Consider the following 18,412-nt stretch of genomic DNA (forward strand, 5'->3'; position numbering starts at 1 on the left):
AGGTTAAGGCCGGGCTTCTTCGCTTATGTTTTGAAGGCCGCTATTCAACACCCCTTCGCTCAATGAGGGTGAAGGTGCAAGGCCGTAGAATACAGGTGACCGGGAGCGTTAGTGCCTACCGAAAAGGAACAGTCAGAAGAGGAAACTCCTTATTTCTTATACAGACCGTTTTTATAACCAGACTGCAATTAGTTGGAATAATACTCCTACGATGAGGCCGGAATAGATCTCTTTGGATGTGTGGTCGCTTACAAGGAAGCGCGCTGTGCATACAAGGCCGGCAATGAAGAAAGCGATGGCAACAAAGAGAGCGGTCTCTTCGCGTTGGCTGAATGCAAGGAGGAGGAAGAAAGTTATTAAGCCGCCAACGCCTGTGGCATGCATACTGATCTTGTAACGGATATTGAAAAGCCAGGCTCCACAGACGGCGAGGAAAGTGCCAAGCAGGAACTTTACAAAGTATTCGGGAATATCCTGAAGATTGTGGAATACGTACCAGATCCAGAAATAGAAAGTGATGGCGGCTACGTATGGAATGATCCTTTCTTTTTGTGTGCGTAACTGGAAACTTTGTACGAAGCCAAGTGCACGCATCAACAATACAGCAAAGGCCGGCAGGAAACCAGTACTGAAGAACACACTGGCGAGTGTGAAAATTTTTTGTTTTTCAGCCATACCGGCAAAAGCATAGGGATGAATGAAAAGCAGGTAGGCAGTAACGTAAGATGGCAGGAACAAGGGATGGAATACATAAGATATTACCTGTGCAAAAGTTCTGATCCACGCTGGTTGATCAGGCAGAGGGCGCGATTCAGCAATCACCTGGTCCATGAAATTGTTCTTCTCCATTATAATTCTTTTCGCAACCTGGCTACGGGAATATTTAGTTGCTCCCTGTATTTGGCTACTGTTCTGCGTGCAATATTATACCCTTTTTCCTGGAGCATCTCGGTTAACTTTTCATCGCTCAGCGGTTTTTTCTTGCTTTCACCTTCGATCATATCGCTGAGGATCTTTTTCACTTCACGGGTACTCACTTCTTCGCCGCTTTCAGTACTGAGGGATTCACTGAAGAAGAATTTCAGCCGGTAAGTACCGAATTCCGTTTGCACGAATTTACTGTTGGCCACACGGCTCACCGTGGAAATATCCAGCATGGTGCGTTCCGCAATATCTTTCAGGATCATGGGCTTCAGGCTTGTTTCATCACCAGTCATGAAGAACTCGTGCTGGTATTCCATGATGGTGCCCATTACACTGCTGAGGGTGTGCTGTCTTTGCTTGATGGCATCGATGAACCATTTGGCGGCATCGATCTTTTGCTTGATGAAGAGCACGGCTTCCTTTTGTCGCTTATCTTTTTTACTGGCGCGGTCGTATTCGCGCAGCATATCCTTGTAACCCTCACTGATGCGGAGATCGGGGGCATTCTTTGAGTTGAGGGTAAGCTCCAGTTTACCGCCGTTATTGTACACAAAGAAATCCGGCACCACATAGCTTTCAGCTTTATTGGTCTCGGCATGATTGCCGCCGGGCTTGGGCGTGAGACGGATGATCTGGCCGATCACTTCTTTCAGACCTTCATCGCTCATACCCAGGCCGCGCTGGATCTTATCGTAGTGCTTCTTGGTGAATTCATCGAAATAATCAGTGAGCACGGCGATGGCTTTTTCAACTTCCTTGCCTTCGGCTTTCTGACGCTGCAACTGCAACAGCAGGCATTCCTGCAGATCACGCGCTGCAACACCGGCAGGATCGAAGCTCTGTATCAGACGGATCACTTCTTCCACTTCCTGTTCATTGCTGTCTATGTTCTGGCGGAAAGCCAGGTCATCCACAATGGAAGCGTCATCGCGGCGGAGATAACCATCATCGTCGATGCTGCCAACGATCTGCTCGGCAATGCGTCGCCTGCGATCATCAAGCTTGAGCATACCCAGTTGTTCCAGCAGGAATTCATGGAAGGATGTTTCGATGCGGTAAGGCACCACTTTGTTATCATCCACCTCGGGATAGTTATCGTCGCGGAGTTTGTAATCTGCGATCTCTCCATCTTCATCACCTACATATTCGCTGATATCGATATTGTCGTATTCCTCTTCGCTGCCATCAGGTTCATAATCCTCCTCTGCATTATTATCGAACTCGTCTTTCAGATCATTATCGAACTGATCATCGTGATCTTCCTCCGACTGTTCCAGAGCTGGGTTTTCTTCCAGTTCCTCCTTGATCCTCTCTTCAAGATTGGCAGTAGGAACCTGCAACAGCTTCATCAGTTGAATCTGTTGGGGCGAAAGTTTTTGTAGTAGCTTTTGTTGTAAACTCTGACTCAGTGCCATGTGCGTCTTAGGGATTTTTTCCCGCCTTTTCCCAAATTTTGGAAAATTTCGCGGTTCCACAAAAATCAGGCCGTAAATTTACAGACAAATGTAATGCAGGTGGTAAAACGATTTTATAAAATTATTGTTGTGGCGGCATTTTGCCTGCAAACCCTTGCTGTAACTGGATTGTACGCTCAAAATTATTTTCGGGGGTCTGTTGGTAAAAAGCAAGGGCCTGGAACGCAGAAGATTGACATAAATCAAACGAAACTTAGTGTGTTGGCAGTCGCTTGGCTCCCGGTGAGTGACTTCTATTTTGTCGCCTCTGGCGACACAACAGTGTGCTGCAAACTGCTCTTCGCCGGAAACGAAGGAATAAAACCCACTCGCCGGGAGGCGAATGACTGGCGCACATTACGCGCCAGGATGCAGGCAGGGAATGGCTTTCAGCCGATGTCAGTCATTGCACCGGATCACTATACCACACATTTCGGATTCTTCTGCAAACAGGAATTACAAATAGAAAAAGCGACCAGGATACCTCTCCGTTTCCGGTTAGGATCGCTGGCCGCCTGCAATGCCATTGAAGGAAAATAGCTCCTGTCCAACGGCTATCAGAACGTTTATATTTTCAGTTTGATCACTTCTCCGCTGAGGGACTTTTTGATCACCTGTGCCATTTTCTCCCCTTTTTCGCGGGCCTGTTCCTCAGACCAGAGCAGGCTGATCTGTGTGCTCACGCTGCGGCCGATCACGGCATCGCTGGCAGAGAAGTCTTTATTGGCATGATGGATCACTGCTTTTTTCTGATCAGGATGCAGCTCATTGAGCGAAGCAGCAGTTTTCAGGTGTGCCCAGTTGCGGATATAGTGCCAGTTATGATCGTACCAGTAGATACTTCCCGCGATCTGTCCTTCTGCTTTGAGCAATGCAACAGCATTGGCAGTGGCTTCGCGGGTAGGCAGGAACCAGCTCACGTGCGTATGACTATCACCGGAAGGATCGGGGATCCTGCGGAAGCTGATCTCAGGAACCTCTGCCAGTGCGGATTTCAGGGCATCGTAATTGCGTTTCATGATGGCGAGGAATTCATCAAGCCTGTTGAACTGCGCGAGGCCCACGGCTGCATGCAGTTCAGAAATGCGGAAATTGTATCCGAGGAAAGGATGCAGGTCTGCACCGCGGTCAACACCAAGGTGATCATGACCATGATCGCTGAACCCGTCGCATTTGCGCCAGATCTCTTCTGAATTGGTGGTGATGGCGCCGCCTTCGCCGCAGGTAACGGTCTTCACAAAATCGAAAGAGAAGGTTCCGGCATCACCGATAGTGCCGAGATATTTTCCTTTGAACTTAGCGCCGGTGCTCTGGCAGGCATCTTCCAGGAGGAGCAGTTTATGCTCTTTGCAGATCTGCATCAGTGCATCCATATCAGACATGCTACCGCACATGTGTACGGGCATGATCACTTTTGTTTTGGGAGTAATTGCTGCACGAACAGCTGCAGGATCGAGAGTGAGCGTGTCATCCACATCTACCAGTACAGGCACAGCGCCTACGGTGATCACTGCTTCAAAGCTGGCCACAAATGTAAAGGTAGGCATGATCACTTCATCACCAGAACCCACGCCCATCGCGGCAAGAGCTGTTACCAGAGCAGCAGTGCCGCTCGATACCACTTGTGTGTATTGAGCACCGAGCTTATTGCTGATGGCTGCTTCCAGTTCTTTCGATTTCCAAATTCCTTTACGGGGACCGTCGAAACCGTATCGCATGATGATACCGGTGTTCAGCACATCATTTACATGTGCACGTTCTGATTCACCGAATAGTTCAAAGCCTGGCATAATTGTGATTGCTGGGGTTTTGTATTGGATCTCCAATTCCAGCAGGAGGCAAAGTTATAAAAAACAGGAATTCAGGAAATCCTATTTCATGATCCAGCCCTGTTGCTGGTCTCGAACGGCATCCAGCTTCATAGGCCAGTTAATATAAGGCTTACTCTCCTGGTTGTTTTCATCGATGACAGTCACATAGAACCTTGCAAACTGTTTGTCGTCAGGCAGCGGAGCCTGGAAAGTGCAGGAGTCTGTATGGAACTGGGTTCCCACCAATGCGGAATTGTAGAAATTATTATTGGGCCCGTTGATATAACAGGCATAGAGACGGAATCCTTTGATGGCTTTTGTTTCTTCAGCATTTCTCTTCACACTGATCTGCAAACCATTGTTGACAGAGCTCACTGTAGTAACAACCGGCGCAGCAGGCAGCAGCGAATCCAGCCAGGGCATGCCCGGGATCAGTGCAGGCTCTTTGTAATAATTGAGGCGTAGACTGTCGCTCCATCCCAGTGGATTGTTCACAAAACTTTTGCTGCTGAAATAGATGGCGCCCTGTACTTCAGGATAGTCGCGCATTTCACGGATCTGGCGTGGCAATTGATTTCTCAATCTCCAGGCAGGATTACTGTTGGCGCGATAGATACCGAGACCGATATAAAGATGTCTGCCATAAGTATGCTGGCTCCACCAGTCGAGCAGCACTTCATAAGGCGCATTCTTCTGACCGAACTCCCAGTAGAGTTGCGGCGCCACATAATCGATCCATCCTTCTTTCAACCACAAAAGTATGTCGGCGTAGAGATCATCATAATTGGTAACACCGGCGCGGGTTTCGCTGCCGCGCGGATCCTGGCTGGCATTTCGCCATACGCCGAAAGGAGAGATCCCGAATTTCACATGGGGATTTTCTTCTTTGATTGCCTGGCTAAGTCCCACGATCACAGAGTCCACATTTCCTCTTCTCCACTCCGCCCTGCTCAGGCCATTACCATATTTATTGTAGGAGCTCTGATCAGGAAATTCTTTTCCAGGTAAGCGATAGGGATAGAAATAATCATCGAAATGAATAGCATCCACATTGTAACGGCTTACAATATCCCGCACCACTTTCACAACAAATTTTTGTACTTCTTTATTGCCCGGATCGAAATACCTGGCTGTTCCGTAAGTGACAAACCATTCGGGATGCAGTTTAGAGATATGTGTAGCTGCGATGGAGCTCTTGCCGATGCTGAATTCCGCACGATACGGATTGCACCAGGCATGGAATTCCATTCCACGTTTGTGGGCCTCTTCGATCATGAATTCGAGGGGATCATAATAGGGATTGGGAGGCGTGCCCTGTTTGCCGGTAAGCCACTGGCTCCAGGGTTCGTACTGCGAAGGATAGAATGCGTCTGCAGCAGGACGCACCTGAACGATCACGGCATTGAGGCCATTGCGCTGGTGCATGTCCAGTAAACTGATGTATTCCGCTTTCTGACTTTCTGTATTGTAATTACCGCGGGAAGGCCAGTCGATATTATCAACAGTTGCAATCCATGCTGCTCTGAACTCTCTGGGTGGTTGTGCATGCAGGCTACCGTTCACAAGCAGGATGGCCAGCAGAACAACAGACAATACTCTTTTCATAATTTCGGATCCTGTTTACGCATTTACGCAAAACGCCGAAATTACTGGATTATTCTGAGTTCCGAAGCTTATCCAGTAGTTGATTTAACGTTTTGGCTTCCTCATCGTTGAGCTTTCCCAGGATGCCATCCATCTCTTCAGTATAGACGTCCAGCTTTTCCAGCAGGGCCAGTCCTTTTTCTGAAATGGTAACGTCCACCAACCTTCTGTCTGTTTTGCAGATCACTTTTGTAGCCAGGTCTTTGCGGATGAGCCTGTCCACAATCCGGCTTGTGTCGCTCATTTTGTCCAGCATCCTGTTACGGATCTGCAGGGTAGACAATGGAGTGGTAGCGCCTCTGAGGATGCGCAGAATATTGAACTGCTGAGGAGTGATATCTTCACGGCCGAAGATGTCTTTGAGTCTCTCCATCACCCAGTTATAAGTGAAGATGAGGTTCACCATAGAGCGTTGATGCTCGTTGCGGAACTTCGTTTGTTGGATGTCGTTATCTATGCTCATGTCCAATGCTGAAAGGGTGTTATTATGATATATATACAATTAAACCGGCCGGATCGTTGCACGAAGCAGACTGGTGAGTTGAAAAATGCTGAACAGATGATGGGCTTCATGCAGCAGGAACATTTCCGTCCACTCTGAAATGCTGAGCGGGCCATACTTTTTATGCACCCCCGTTCTGCGAAGAATGGGATCAGGTAATGATACCAGGTGATTGATCAATATGAAGCGCTGGGTAGTAAAGTCTTCCGAAATTTCATTGATTGGACGCAATGCGCAATCAAGGAACAATGGATCATTTTCCGCCACATAGGGTTCAAATTCAGGCTGCTCTTCCTGTTCAATTCTTTTCAATCTGTTGTAAAACATCGGCTGGTAGGCCGTCAGATGCGCCATTTGTTCATAGGCGCTCCATTTTTCAGGGATCACGCGGGTACGGAGTTGTGGCTCCGTAAAGCCTCTTACCAGATCCTGCAACACTTCTTGCTGGTGTTGCAGCCGGATAGTGGTAATGGTGGAAAGTGGCATGCGACTGACTTTAGGCTTTTCAAATTACGAACAAAAAATTGAGCAGCCGGCAGTTTCGCATTTGTTTATCAATCGCTCCAAACACGGGTGCCTTCGCTGCAGTTAGCACATATGTCGATATTCTTTCTGCTTTGTAACAGTTGTTTCCGGAAATTGATGTACTGATCATTGTGCCAGATCTCCTTGAACTTTTTCCCTTTGAGATCGCCAAGTGTATGCTGTGCATCCTTATCGAAGCAACAGGGCACCACCAGGCCATCCCAACTGATCACGGTGGCATGCCATAAACGCCAGCAGTGATTATTCAGCGAATTCTTGAATTCGTATTCGCCATTGCTGTTCTTTTTATAACGGCTATACTTATCGTTGGTGGGGATCAGGTTATTGGGATCATTTTCATAATCATATACCTGCGCGGTTTTGAAGCGCACTTCGTCCACTCCAATTTCTTTGGCCAATTGTTTGATTTCTTCAATCTGGTGTTCATTGTGTTTCACCACCAGGAACTGGAAGAACACGAATGGCGTTTTACTTTTCAGTTCTTTTTTCCACTTCACGATATTGCGGGCGCCTTCCAGCACTTTCTCCAGTTTGCCACCCACACGATAACTCTGATAGGTGTCCTGCGTGGTGCCGTCGATGGAAATGATGAGCCTGTCCAGCCCGCTTTCCACAGTCTTGCGCGCATTATTCTCGTTCAGGTAATGTGCATTGGTACTGGTGGCGGTGTAGATGCCCTTGTCCGATGCATATTTCACCATATCAAGGAAAGCCGGATTGAGATAGGGCTCACCCTGAAAGTAGAACACCAGGTAGAGCAGTTCTTTCGACAATTGATCGATGGTTTCCCGGAAGAAATCTTTCTGCAGCATACCGGTGGGCCTTGTGAATGCGCGTAGTCCGCTGGGACATTCCGGGCATCGCAGGTTGCAACTGGTAGTTGGCTCAAATGAAATGGAAATGGGATAGCCCCATTGCACAGGGCGTTTGGTCCACTTGCTTATATAATAACTGCTGAGCACCTTCGTGGCATTGAAGGTGCGTCTCAAGGTAAGCTTGGATAAAAGATTGATACTATCGTGCCAGTTAAATCCGGGCATTAGAGTATAAAATTAAGGGTAAGCTGGTAACGGACAATGAATTGAACCACGTAACGTTTAATAAATCCGGATTGTTCGCTTATTGGGAACTTTTTGGCGGGTTGCATTCTTACGGTAAGGCGCACTCCTATATATTTGTATGCAGATTATGGCGAAGGTCAATAAAAGTAATTTAGGTTGGAAGATCCTGATGGGAGCTGTTTTTCTCGGGCTGCTGGTGATGGCGGGCTTCCGTTTGTATGAATGGTGGATGGAAAGAAAAGCACATTTTGTACGATATGAAGCTTTTGGTATCGAAGTGCCCACCAATTACGAAATACACGGCATCGATGTTTCGAAGTACCAGGAAACCATCGACTGGGAATCTGTCCGCGCCATGAATGTGGAAGGTATCAAACTCCATTTTGCCTTCATCAAAGCCACTGAAGGCAATGGCAATGAAGACCGGCAGTTCAAACGCAACTGGAAAAAATCCAGGGAGGCCGGCATGATCCGCGGCGCCTATCATTTCTTCATCTCCAGCAAAAGCGGCAAAACACAGGCAGAGAATTTCATCAACTCAGTTGAACTACAACCTGGAGACCTCCCACCTGTTCTTGATGTAGAACAGACCAATGGCCAAAGAAGCGACAAGATCCGTCAGCGCGTGCAGGAATGGCTCACCACCGTGGAGAACTATTATGGCGTAAAGCCCATCATCTATACGAATGTGGATTTCTACAAACAGATCCTCAAAGACGATTTCGATCACTATCCCCTATGGGTAGCCCATTATCTTCAAAAAGAAAAGCCGCGGATATACCGCGACTGGCATTTTTGGCAATACAGTGAGCAGGGCCGTGCAAATGGTATCCTGTTCAAAACAGACTTCAATGTTTTCAATGGGGATTCAACGGCGTTCAGGGAATTGCTGATCAACTGATACGCCCTTGTGTGCTGCATCGTATTTATCAAGAATATAGATCGCATCATCTTCAAACATCCCTCTCTTAAAAGGCTCCCCAAAAAAATGCGCCCGGTATTGTTTCTTCCATAGTCCGGCATCATGATGCTCCGCCATCGCCTCCCTGTTGAAAGACAGCCAGCTGTAATAGGAAATTGAAAATATGCCTGTTAAAAAATAAGCACCCAGGTAAAAATTGCGCAAGCTCATCCACATTGCATTCAATCCAGCGCTATTCACCTGAGCCAGGATTACCATCAACATCAACGGAAATACGGGGAACCAGAAACGAACTTCAAAGAATGGCCAGCAACAGATCATCAGGAAATAAATAAAAAGATATACTCTCACCACAGAAGGGATTTCAAGCTTTTTGGAAAAGATAGCCTTTGCAAGGAGGCATAGAAATAACAAGCCTGCAATAGTATACAAGATCATTGCTACAACCGGCGGCACAACTGTAACTGCTTTGCTTTGCGGGATGTTAATGAACAGCTCCCCTATCTCCTGTATGTGCATCCAGCATGTTGTCAATAGAATTATCAAAGGGTTTTGCTCGCCAGACACACGGTAATAATTCAGGTACTTCAGTACACCATATTGATTTATTTGAAAAACAAATATTGCAGAAATCCCCAAAGCAATTCCAAATGCAATCAATTTGTTGCTGCGAATCAAGGTCAGTATTTTTTTCCCGTTTTCCAGCAACGGGGTCAGGACCAATGCCAGGCCCAGTGACATGCCTGCAGTTCTTGTGTAAATGGCAAGAACACAAAAAATAATGGAAAATAGTAAATACCACTTCTTCCGGGTTTCGCCAAAAGCGGAATAGAAATAAAGGCATCCTGCAGAAAGAAAGAGGAATTGCATTTCAGAGAGCGGCGTCAGCGTGAACTTGATGGTGTTCCAGTTCAATAAGAGCAAAACAATCATCCAAATAAAATGCCTTTTTGCGCTGAAAAGTTTTCTTAAAAAATACAGACTGCCCACCAGCATTAGCCCATTAAGCGCAGCGATGGTAAAGGAATTGAGTATTCCTGCTTTGGCCAGGCCAAATAAAGTGCATACATAGCCGAAGGGAAGAAAATCACGAAAATGGGGAGCAGGCCAGTTGCCCAGCTGTGTCTCCACCAGCCTGAAATAGCGGATGGTGTCGTTTGTTAATCTCAGGGGCGTAAAAAAGTTGCACAAGTACGCTACAACAAGTAGTACCAGTGCAACTTTCCAGAATTTATAAGATGAGCTCTCCGTTGATTGCGCAATCATTGCAGCGAATATACTCAACTACTATGATCTGCCACAATCACCCATTCCTTATTGATCTTCCGCACCAGCAAATTGAAGTGCCCGCTCAGGTCCCCGTCCTTTCTCGCCAGTTCCCATTTCCCAACCACAAAATAATATTCGGGGCTGAGTCGTGAAAATCGGATGAACGTGAACGTGAGCTTTCCCATCTGCTCCGCATTGCCGTAGCTCTTCTTATAATTATCGAGCGTATTCTTATACCCATAGGTAACTCCATTCTTTCCCACGAACATGAGGGAATCATTGTTCCAGTACCCCTTCATGAATCCATCGATATCTCCGCGGTTCCAGGCCTCATTCTGTTGGGCCAGTACAGCGCGGACGGCTTTCTCATCGGCGGACTGCGCTTTCAGTACAGCAGGAGTCAGCAGCCCGATGAATACAACAAGCAATAGAGTTCTCATATCATGTTTTGTTTTTGCCTTTATCCCGCGAATGCCTTATCACCTTTCTTGTATGGATAATTTCCATCGTACTTGCCGGGAACGGGTTGATAGCGCATAGCCTGCGTCATTCCGATCTCGGAAGTGAAATAACCAAGCATGGTGAGCTGTTTCATCAGCATAAAGAAGTGAGGGCCGCCTTCAGCTTTCACCTCTTCCAGTTTCGCTTCCAGGGACCTGATCTTTGCAGTGTCGGCATTAGCCGAATCTTTCTTCAATGCAGCGATCTCTTTTTTGATTTCCCTGGTTTCTTTCTCTCCGCTCATATGGTTCTTCATGTCGGCATCCCATTCTTTGAGCAGTTCTGTGCGTTGTTCCGGCGTAAGCTTCATGAACCCTTTGCTGAATTTCTTTTCGCTGCTGGCTTCAATTTCTTTCATGCCCTTCAGGAAAGACTTCTGTTGTTTCTCGTCGTATGAGTCACGTACCATTACCGTCATGAACGCGCCTGTTTTGGCTGCTTTCGCGCCGGGCGTATCAGTAGTGGGGATGATGGTTTCTGCAATTTCATCCAGGTAGGCGATATCGTCTTTGGTGAAATCGAGGGAAGCTCCCTTTTTTTCGTCTTTATCGGAGAGTTTGCAACCAGAGAGGAAAAATTCTGCTCCGATCACGGAGGCTCCGAGCAACAATGCAACTCTCGACACGGCATCTCTTCTATTCATATTGAGATAGTTTCTGTGTTTAAAGGTTTCCTTTTTTCAGTTCTTCCACTGCAAAGTTGGCTGCCCTTGCAGTAAGCGCCATATAGGTTAGCGATGGATTCACGCAGGCAGCGGATGTCATGCAGGCGCCGTCTGTAACGAATACATTCTTCGCATCCCATACCTGGTTATTGCCATTGAGTACGGATGTTTTCGGATCCTTACCCATACGTGCAGTACCCATTTCATGAATACCCATGCCCATCGCATAACCATTGTCGAAAGTTTGGGGATCTTTCACTCCGGCTATTGAAAGCATTTCCTGTGCATCGGCCATCATGTCTTTACGCATCTTGATCTCATTCTCTTTCAGCTCTGCATCGATGGCCAGTACGGGCAGTCCCCATTTATCTTTTTTCTCTTTATCGAGGAAGATCCTGTTCTCATGGTGTGGGAGGATCTCACCAAATGCTGTGATACCGATGCTCCAGTTGCCGGGCTCTGTCAGCATTTCCTTGAGATCCACGCCGATGCTGAGCTCTGCTACGTTGCGGCTCCATCCCTGGCGGCTTGCGCCACCCTGGTATCCGAATCCGCGAACATAATCGCGCTTGTCTCCAAACAGGTTGCGATAACGCGGAATGTAAATTCCGTTAGGCCTTCTGCCGAAATAATATTTATCATCGAAACCATCTACTGCACCGTTGGCGCCGAGACGGAAATGGTGGTCCATTACGTTATGACCGAGCTCGCCGGACGCGCTGCCCAATCCGCCGGGCCAGATATCGGTGGCGGAATTGAAGAGTACCCAGGTGCTGTTGAATGCGGAGGCGCAGAGGAACACGATCTTCGCCTTGTATTCTGTGGTCTTGCTGGTTATTGCATCTACCACTTCCACACCGGTGGCTTTCTTCTTGTCTTTATCGTACAATATTCTGGTAACAATTGAATCGCACTGAACGGTGAGATTACCTGTTGCCACAGCAGCAGGCAGCGTACTGCTCTGTGTGCTGAAATACGCGCCGAACGGACATCCCAGCCAGCATTTGTTGCGGAACTGGCATTGCGTTCTGCCGGGCACGGGCGCTGTGAGGTTGGCAGTACGACCGATGGTCATCAGGCGCTTACCGCCATAATGTTTCTTGATGCCTTCGGCCACATGTTGCTCAACAACGTTCATGTCCATCGGAGGAAGGAACTGTCCATCGGGTAACTGAGGCAGTCCATCTTTATTACCACTGATACCTGCGAACTTCTCTACATGATCATACCAGGGGGCGATCTCTTTGTACCGGATAGGCCAGTCAACCCCAAATCCATCTTTTGAATTGGCTTCGAAATCGAAATCACTGAAGCGATAGCTCTGGCGGCCCCACATGATGGACCTTCCGCCGAGATGGTAGCCACGATACCAGTCGAAGCGCTTCACTTCTGTATATGGACAATCCTTTTCATTGGTCCAGTAGTGGAGATTCTTTTCGTTGAGGGGATAGTCGCGCTTCAGAACCGGATAATCTTTTATCATTTCCTGGGTGCGTCCGCCGCGGTGCGGATATTCCCAATCAGGTTTATTGGCTTGTTCATAATCTTTTATATGCTTGAGATCGTTACCTCTTTCAAGCATGAGTACTTTGAGGCCTTTTTCAGTAAGCTCTTTAGCGGCCCAACCGCCACTGATTCCTGAGCCAACTACAATTGCGTCATATACATTGTCGGGCATGCGGGATCGATTGATAATGTGGAAAAAATATGTTACTCGTGATTCTCCTGATTAGATGTCGCAGATCTGGATCGCTTTCTGTAATGCTGCGAGTTTTTCTTCATTCACTTTGGATGAAGGTATGAATTCCTGCGCTACATAGCCTTTGAACCCGGTGTCAACAATGGCTTGCATGATGGCAGGATAATTCAGCTCCTGTTTTTCGTCTATCTCATGTCTTCCGGGAACACCGGCAGTATGATAATGCGTGATGTACTGGTGATTGTCGCGAATGGTGCGGATCACATCGCCTTCATCGATCTGCATATGATAGATATCGTACAACAGTTTGAAATTCTCTGAACCCACTCGTTTGGCAAGCTCCACGCCCCAGGAAGTTTTGTCGCACTGGTAATCCTTGTGATCGATCTTGCTGTTGAGCAGTTCCATCACCAGTGTTACATTATGTTTTTCTGCCAAACCGATGATCTGTTTCAATCCGGCAACAGAATTGTTCCAGCCTGTTTCTGCATCCTTGCCTCTTGCATTGCCACTGAAGCAGATCAGATTTTTGTAACCGGCCTTTGCCACCAGCGGGATCATCTCTGTATAATTCTTCACGAGTGTGGCATGGAACTGCGGATCGTTGAAACCGTCTACCAGGTTGATCTCCGCGCCATTGCACATGGAAGAAAAGATGCCATGCTTTTGCAATGTGGGCCAGTCTTTTGGACCTACGAGATCGATTGCATAAATACCCATTTTTTTAACGGCTGCAGCGAACTCTTCCAATGGAACAGAACCGAAGCACCAGCGGCATACGGAATGATTTATTTTTCCTTTCAATGTTTGTTGATTATCTGATGTAGAGGTAAATGAAGAGAGCATGCCTGCAGTACCTACAGCAGCAGTACCTGCAACTAGATTTTTGATGGCAAGTCTTCGTGAATGATTGGTCATGTTTAATCGTTGGATCCGAAAAATACAAAATGTTACTTTATCTTAGACCATCAAATGTTTGCATGAACAGAAAATTAAGAATGGGAATGATCGGTGGTGGTAATAATGCCTTTATTGGCGCCATCCATCGCATCGCGGCCAATATGGACGGATTAATAGAACTCTCCTGCGGCGCACTGAGCTCAAACCCTGATACAGCAAGGGCTTCAGGAAAATCGTTACTGCTTCCGGAGAACCGGATTTACACCAGTTATGAAGAGATGATAAAGAACGAACGATCGTTATCTGAAAATGAACGAATGGATTTCGTGAGCATCGTTACTCCTAACCATGCGCATATCGGCCCGGCACTTATGGCGCTCGACAATGGTTTCCATGTAGTGATCGAAAAGCCGATGACCTTCACACTGGAAGAAGCAAAACAATTACAACAAAAAGTAAAAGAGACCGGGCTCACACTCGCACTCACACATACCTATGCCGGCTATCCCATGGTAAAGCAGGCCAGATCGATGGTTCAGAGTGGCACTATTGGCAAAGTGAGAAAGATCTATGTGGAATATCCGCAGGGATGGCTCAGTCAGCTCAGTGAAAAAGAAGGTAACAAACAGGCAAGCTGGCGCACCGATCCCAGTCGCTCCGGAAAAGCAGGAGCCATGGGCGATATCGGCACACATGCAGCTCACCTCGCTGAATATATTTCAGGATTACAGATCACTGAATTGTGCGCAGACCTCAACATCGTTGTGGAAGGAAGAGCATTGGATGATGATGGCGCAGTACTGCTTCGATTCAACAATGGCGCATCGGGCGCACTCATCGCATCACAGGTGGCAGCCGGAGAAGAGAATGCGCTCAAGATCCGCGTCTATGGCGAGAAAGGCGGGCTCGAATGGCACCAGATGGAACCCAATACTCTCCTGGTGAAATGGCTGGATCAACCCACTCAGGTTTATCGCGCCGGACAGGGTTATCTTTCTTCCTTCGCTAAATTCAATACACGCACACCCGGTGGTCACCCCGAAGGCTATCTCGAAGCTTTCGCAAATATTTACCGCTGCTTCGCACTCACACTCGATGCAAAAATGAATGGGAATGTTCCCACACCTGAAATGCTCGACTTCCCCGGTGTTGAAGAAGGTGTTCGTGGTATGGCCTTCATCGAAAATGTTGTGGCCAGCAGTAAGTCTTCACAAAAATGGACAAGCTTTAAAATATGAGAACCTTAAAAGGACCTGGCATTTTCCTGGCACAGTTTGCCGGCGACAATGCTCCATTCAATACATTGCCTTCCATCTGCAAATGGGCGGCAGGACTGGGTTTCAAAGGCGTGCAGATCCCTACATGGGACAGCCGCCTGATCGATCTCCAAAAGGCAGCCGAAAGCAAAACCTATGCAGATGAGCTCAAAGGCATCGTGGCAGAACACGGCATGGAGATCACCGAACTGAGCACACACCTGCAAGGGCAGCTCATTGCCGTGCATCCTGCATACAATACTTTGTTCGATGGATTTGCACCTGCGCAGTATCACAGTGATCCGACTGCAAGAACTGACTGGGCCATTCAACAACTGAAATGGGCCGCAAAAGCTTCGCAGAATCTGGGGCTCAATGCCCATGCCACTTTCAGCGGAGCACTGCTCTGGCAGAATGTTTATCCGTGGCCGCAACGCCCCGCAGGTTTGGTGGAAACCGGTTTCAAAGAGCTCGCAGCACGCTGGCTCCCTATTTTGAATACATTCGATGAACACGGAGTGGATGTCTGTTACGAGCTGCATCCCGGAGAAGATCTTCATGATGGCATCACCTTCGAAACTTTCCTGGAGCATACCAATAATCATGCACGCGCCAATGTTCTCTATGATCCATCACATATGGTATTGCAGGGAATGGATTATCTCGCTTTCATCGATCATTATCATCAGCGCATACGCGCATTCCATGTGAAAGATGCAGAATTCAATCCCACCGGTAAACAGGGCGTGTACGGCGGCTACCAGAGCTGGATCAATCGCGCTGGAAGATTCCGCTCACTCGGAGATGGACAGGTGAATTTCAAAGGCATCTTCAGCAAACTGGCGCAGTATGATTTTGCAGGATGGGCCGTTCTTGAATGGGAATGCTGCATCAAGCATCCCGAAGTTGGCGCAGCAGAAGGTGCAGTATTCATCAAAAACCATATCATCCCTGTTACTGATAAAGCATTCGACGACTTTGCCGGCACAGGCAGCGATGAAAAATTTAATCGGGCAGTTCTCGGTTTGTAGAGTAAATTGCCATATTGATTGATGATTGATAAAACTGGTAACGAATGAAAAAATTAATGGTTGTTTGCGCACTCGGCGCAGGCCTTATGATCTACGCTTGCGGTGGCACTGAAAACAAGACCGCAGAGAAAAAAGAAGAAAAAACAGAAAAGAAAACTGCCGGCTCTGATGCTGATGCAGAGAAAGCACTTGAAATGATCGCTTCTCTCGATTGCACAACCTGCCACAAGATCAACGAAAAAGTAATCGGCCCTTCCTATGTAGAAGTAGCCAATAAATATGAAGCCAGCGATGCTGTGATCACAGACCTCAGCAACAAGATCATCAAAGGCGGTCAGGGCGTTTATGGAACCGTTCCCATGACACCGCATCCGAACTTATCGATGGACAGCGCTAAAGTGATGGTGAAATACATCCTCAGCCTGAAAAAACAATAAGAGAACCATCAGTTCTCTTTTTCCCGCGCGGCAGATGCAATCGCAACCATCACCGTTAACGGGATAATAACGAAGAAGAAGCCTCCAGGACAAACTTTTTTTGAATACAAGCCGGGGATTTACTTATTTTTAAACTATAATGAATCCCTTATGCTAAATCGATTTTGCAGCGCCCTGGCATTGATCGCCCTGTGCAGTTGTCACAGCGGGCATCAATCATCAGCTTCTTCTTCTCCCAATACACTCAGCTCCGCCGAAAAGCGGGATGGCTGGCAGTTATTGTTCGATGGTACCAGCAAGAGCGGCTGGCATATTTTTAATAACCGTACAGATGGTTCCGCCTGGAAAGTGGAAGAAGGTGTTCTTTATCTCGATCCAAAAGCCAAAGGCCCCAAAGGCGAAGGCGGCGGTGAACTGATCTCGGATAAATCATTCAGCAATTTTCATTTGAAAGCTGACTGGAAGATCGATATCAACGGCAATAGCGGCATCATGTTCCTGGCGCAGGAAGATCCCCAATACAAGTACGCCTATCTCACCGGCCCTGAAATGCAGATCATCGATAATAACGGTCATGCTGATGCGAAGAATATCAAACACCGCTCCGGCGACCTCTATGATCTCATTACCGCCGTTCCTGAAAACGCCAAACCTGCCGGTGAATGGAACTCCAGCGAGATCATCCTCGATAATGGTAAGCTCACCCTCATTCAGAATGGCACAAAAGTGGTTACCACCACCATGTGGAACGAGCAATGGCAGGAACTGATCGCAAAAAGTAAATTCGTGAAGCTGCCAGACTTCGCCAAAGTTCGTGAAGGCCGTTTCGTATTACAGGACCATGGCGATAAAGTATGGTTCAGAAATATTAAAGTGAAGCCATTATAATTCTTATTTTAGAGCCAATTCAAAATATCTACTATGCGTTCAATGCTCGCCGTACTTTTGCTTGCTGCCGGAATCACCGGATGTGCAGACAGTTCCAGCAAACCTGCTGATCAACCTAAAACAGATTCAACCATGGGTGGACCTGCTATAGATGTAACACCTGCCAATAATGAATTGACAGGACAGGAAAAAGAAGAAGGCTGGCAGCTCCTGTTCGATGGAAAAACAAAGAACGGCTGGCATGTATACAATAACAAATCCGATGGCAGCGCCTGGACTGTGGCCGATGGCACATTGCACCTCGATCCCAAAAACAAAAAAGACTGGCAAACTGTAGGCGGCGGCGATATCGTTTCCGCTGAAGAGTTCGACAACTACCATCTCAAGCTCGAATGGAAACTGGACTCTGCCGGTAATAGCGGCATCATCCTCTTCATCAGGGAAGATCCAAAACTCGAACATACCTGGCATACAGGCCCTGAAATGCAGGTGCTCGACAATGCAGCGCACCCCGACTCTAAGATCATCAAGCACCGCGCCGGCGACCTGTATGATCTCATCACATCTTCACCTGAAATGGTGAAGCCCGCCGGAGAATGGAACCAGGTGGAGATCATTTCAAAAGATGCCAAACTGGAATTCATCCTCAACGGCACCAAAGTAGTAAGCACTACAATGTGGGACGATAACTGGAAGAAAATGATCGCAGGCAGCAAATTCAAAGACATGCCCGCTTTTGGTACCATCAAAAAGGGAAGGATCGGTTTGCAGGATCATGGCGATCCCGTTTGGTACAGGAATATCAAGATCAAAAAATTGTAATAGAAAGTTGAGATACTGAACTGAAAAGTTCGTGAAAGAAGGAGGCTGTGAAGCCTCTTTTTTATTGCAAAAATTTACCAA

Annotated in this window: 19 protein-coding genes; 7 read left to right on the forward strand and 12 right to left on the reverse strand. The window is 47.4% G+C overall.

Annotated features, from left to right (window positions below; genetic code table 11):
• Positions 1 to 171 precede the first annotated feature (171 nt).
• A complete protein-coding gene (locus FSB84_RS06335) occupies positions 172 to 849 on the reverse strand; it encodes a hypothetical protein (protein ID WP_130542364.1) in 678 nt (225 codons plus the stop codon).
• Complete coding sequence (gene rpoN, locus FSB84_RS06340) at positions 849 to 2,339, reverse strand: RNA polymerase factor sigma-54 (protein WP_130542363.1); 1,491 nt, start codon at positions 2,337 to 2,339, stop codon at positions 849 to 851. The genes FSB84_RS06335 and rpoN overlap by 1 nt, the downstream gene beginning before the upstream one ends.
• A 93-nt stretch (positions 2,340 to 2,432) precedes the next feature.
• Between rpoN and FSB84_RS06345 the strand changes: the two genes are divergently transcribed.
• Complete coding sequence (locus FSB84_RS06345) at positions 2,433 to 2,918, forward strand: hypothetical protein (protein WP_130542362.1); 486 nt, start codon at positions 2,433 to 2,435, stop codon at positions 2,916 to 2,918.
• A gap of 26 nt (positions 2,919 to 2,944) precedes the next feature.
• Here the strand turns inward: FSB84_RS06345 and FSB84_RS06350 are convergent, their stop codons facing one another.
• The 5 genes from FSB84_RS06350 to FSB84_RS06370 form a co-directional block, all read right to left on the reverse strand.
• Entirely contained in the window at positions 2,945 to 4,168 is a 1,224-nt protein-coding gene (locus FSB84_RS06350; protein WP_130542361.1) for a DegT/DnrJ/EryC1/StrS family aminotransferase, read from the reverse strand.
• A gap of 81 nt (positions 4,169 to 4,249) precedes the next feature.
• Positions 4,250 to 5,794, reverse strand: coding sequence for a glycoside hydrolase family 10 protein (locus FSB84_RS06355; protein ID WP_130542360.1), 1,545 nt, complete (start codon positions 5,792 to 5,794; stop codon positions 4,250 to 4,252).
• A gap of 49 nt (positions 5,795 to 5,843) precedes the next feature.
• Complete coding sequence (locus FSB84_RS06360) at positions 5,844 to 6,296, reverse strand: MarR family winged helix-turn-helix transcriptional regulator (protein ID WP_130542359.1); 453 nt, start codon at positions 6,294 to 6,296, stop codon at positions 5,844 to 5,846.
• A gap of 39 nt (positions 6,297 to 6,335) precedes the next feature.
• On the reverse strand, positions 6,336 to 6,821 hold the full coding sequence (locus FSB84_RS06365; protein WP_130542358.1) for a DinB family protein: 486 nt from the start codon (positions 6,819 to 6,821) through the stop codon (positions 6,336 to 6,338).
• Positions 6,822 to 6,889: 68 nt separating this feature from the next.
• Positions 6,890 to 7,870, reverse strand: a complete 981-nt coding sequence (locus FSB84_RS06370) for a radical SAM/SPASM domain-containing protein (RefSeq protein ID WP_225979995.1) — start codon at positions 7,868 to 7,870, stop codon at positions 6,890 to 6,892.
• 199 nt (positions 7,871 to 8,069) lie between these two features.
• On the opposite strand from FSB84_RS06370, the gene FSB84_RS06375 reads away from it, so the two are divergent.
• Positions 8,070 to 8,843: a glycoside hydrolase family 25 protein gene (locus FSB84_RS06375; protein WP_130542356.1), complete on the forward strand. Its 774-nt coding sequence runs from the start codon at positions 8,070 to 8,072 to the stop codon at positions 8,841 to 8,843.
• Here FSB84_RS06375 and FSB84_RS06380 read toward each other — a convergent pair.
• From FSB84_RS06380 to FSB84_RS06400, 5 genes are read right to left on the reverse strand one after another with little or no spacing between them, the layout of a single operon-like run.
• Positions 8,811 to 10,130 carry a hypothetical protein gene (locus FSB84_RS06380; protein ID WP_147122077.1) on the reverse strand — a complete coding sequence of 440 codons (1,320 nt, stop codon included), beginning with the start codon at positions 10,128 to 10,130 and terminating at the stop codon, positions 8,811 to 8,813. The genes FSB84_RS06375 and FSB84_RS06380 overlap by 33 nt on opposite strands.
• A 14-nt stretch (positions 10,131 to 10,144) precedes the next feature.
• Positions 10,145 to 10,573: a YybH family protein gene (locus tag FSB84_RS06385; RefSeq protein ID WP_130542354.1), complete on the reverse strand. Its 429-nt coding sequence runs from the start codon at positions 10,571 to 10,573 to the stop codon at positions 10,145 to 10,147.
• A 20-nt stretch (positions 10,574 to 10,593) separates the two neighbouring features.
• On the reverse strand, positions 10,594 to 11,277 hold the full coding sequence (locus FSB84_RS06390) for a gluconate 2-dehydrogenase subunit 3 family protein (protein WP_130542353.1): 684 nt from the start codon (positions 11,275 to 11,277) through the stop codon (positions 10,594 to 10,596).
• 19 nt (positions 11,278 to 11,296) lie between these two features.
• Positions 11,297 to 12,976 carry a GMC oxidoreductase gene (locus tag FSB84_RS06395; protein WP_130542352.1) on the reverse strand — a complete coding sequence of 560 codons (1,680 nt, stop codon included), beginning with the start codon at positions 12,974 to 12,976 and terminating at the stop codon, positions 11,297 to 11,299.
• Between the two features lie 51 nt (positions 12,977 to 13,027).
• Complete coding sequence (locus FSB84_RS06400; protein ID WP_130542351.1) at positions 13,028 to 13,915, reverse strand: hydroxypyruvate isomerase family protein; 888 nt, start codon at positions 13,913 to 13,915, stop codon at positions 13,028 to 13,030.
• Between the two features lie 62 nt (positions 13,916 to 13,977).
• Between FSB84_RS06400 and FSB84_RS06405 the strand changes: the two genes are divergently transcribed.
• The 5 genes from FSB84_RS06405 to FSB84_RS06425 all read left to right on the forward strand — a co-directional run bounded on the left by FSB84_RS06405 (position 13,978) and on the right by FSB84_RS06425 (position 18,331).
• A complete protein-coding gene (locus tag FSB84_RS06405) occupies positions 13,978 to 15,135 on the forward strand; it encodes a Gfo/Idh/MocA family protein (RefSeq protein ID WP_130542350.1) in 1,158 nt (385 codons plus the stop codon).
• Complete coding sequence (locus FSB84_RS06410) at positions 15,132 to 16,184, forward strand: sugar phosphate isomerase/epimerase family protein (RefSeq protein WP_130542349.1); 1,053 nt, start codon at positions 15,132 to 15,134, stop codon at positions 16,182 to 16,184. Before FSB84_RS06405 ends, FSB84_RS06410 begins: the two co-directional genes overlap by 4 nt.
• A 44-nt stretch (positions 16,185 to 16,228) precedes the next feature.
• Positions 16,229 to 16,621: a c-type cytochrome gene (locus tag FSB84_RS06415; protein WP_130542348.1), complete on the forward strand. Its 393-nt coding sequence runs from the start codon at positions 16,229 to 16,231 to the stop codon at positions 16,619 to 16,621.
• Positions 16,622 to 16,771: 150 nt separating this feature from the next.
• Complete coding sequence (locus FSB84_RS06420) at positions 16,772 to 17,509, forward strand: 3-keto-disaccharide hydrolase (RefSeq protein WP_130542347.1); 738 nt, start codon at positions 16,772 to 16,774, stop codon at positions 17,507 to 17,509.
• A gap of 33 nt (positions 17,510 to 17,542) precedes the next feature.
• Positions 17,543 to 18,331, forward strand: coding sequence for a 3-keto-disaccharide hydrolase (locus FSB84_RS06425; RefSeq protein ID WP_130542346.1), 789 nt, complete (start codon positions 17,543 to 17,545; stop codon positions 18,329 to 18,331).
• Positions 18,332 to 18,412: the final 81 nt, after the last annotated feature.

The organism is Pseudobacter ginsenosidimutans, assembly GCF_007970185.1.
Lineage (GTDB): Bacteria > Bacteroidota > Bacteroidia > Chitinophagales > Chitinophagaceae > Pseudobacter > Pseudobacter ginsenosidimutans.

Bases quoted from the DNA above. Each gene is read 5' to 3' on its own strand.
- FSB84_RS06375 (WP_130542356.1), top strand. From the start codon at position 8,070: ATGGCGAAGGTCAATAAAAGTAATTTAGGTTGGAAGATCCTGATGGGA.
- FSB84_RS06385 (WP_130542354.1), bottom strand. From the start codon at position 10,573: ATGAGAACTCTATTGCTTGTTGTATTCATCGGGCTGCTGACTCCTGCT.
- FSB84_RS06380 (WP_147122077.1), bottom strand. From the start codon at position 10,130: ATGATTGCGCAATCAACGGAGAGCTCATCTTATAAATTCTGGAAAGTT.
- FSB84_RS06410 (WP_130542349.1), top strand. From the start codon at position 15,132: ATGAGAACCTTAAAAGGACCTGGCATTTTCCTGGCACAGTTTGCCGGC.
- FSB84_RS06350 (WP_130542361.1), bottom strand. From the start codon at position 4,168: ATGCCAGGCTTTGAACTATTCGGTGAATCAGAACGTGCACATGTAAAT.
- FSB84_RS06355 (WP_130542360.1), bottom strand. From the start codon at position 5,794: ATGAAAAGAGTATTGTCTGTTGTTCTGCTGGCCATCCTGCTTGTGAAC.
- FSB84_RS06345 (WP_130542362.1), top strand. From the start codon at position 2,433: ATGCAGGTGGTAAAACGATTTTATAAAATTATTGTTGTGGCGGCATTT.
- rpoN (WP_130542363.1), bottom strand. From the start codon at position 2,339: ATGGCACTGAGTCAGAGTTTACAACAAAAGCTACTACAAAAACTTTCG.
- FSB84_RS06335 (WP_130542364.1), bottom strand. From the start codon at position 849: ATGGAGAAGAACAATTTCATGGACCAGGTGATTGCTGAATCGCGCCCT.
- FSB84_RS06400 (WP_130542351.1), bottom strand. From the start codon at position 13,915: ATGACCAATCATTCACGAAGACTTGCCATCAAAAATCTAGTTGCAGGT.
- FSB84_RS06425 (WP_130542346.1), top strand. From the start codon at position 17,543: ATGCGTTCAATGCTCGCCGTACTTTTGCTTGCTGCCGGAATCACCGGA.
- FSB84_RS06395 (WP_130542352.1), bottom strand. From the start codon at position 12,976: ATGCCCGACAATGTATATGACGCAATTGTAGTTGGCTCAGGAATCAGT.
- FSB84_RS06365 (WP_130542358.1), bottom strand. From the start codon at position 6,821: ATGCCACTTTCCACCATTACCACTATCCGGCTGCAACACCAGCAAGAA.
- FSB84_RS06360 (WP_130542359.1), bottom strand. From the start codon at position 6,296: ATGAGCATAGATAACGACATCCAACAAACGAAGTTCCGCAACGAGCAT.
- FSB84_RS06415 (WP_130542348.1), top strand. From the start codon at position 16,229: ATGAAAAAATTAATGGTTGTTTGCGCACTCGGCGCAGGCCTTATGATC.
- FSB84_RS06390 (WP_130542353.1), bottom strand. From the start codon at position 11,277: ATGAATAGAAGAGATGCCGTGTCGAGAGTTGCATTGTTGCTCGGAGCC.
- FSB84_RS06420 (WP_130542347.1), top strand. From the start codon at position 16,772: ATGCTAAATCGATTTTGCAGCGCCCTGGCATTGATCGCCCTGTGCAGT.
- FSB84_RS06405 (WP_130542350.1), top strand. From the start codon at position 13,978: ATGAACAGAAAATTAAGAATGGGAATGATCGGTGGTGGTAATAATGCC.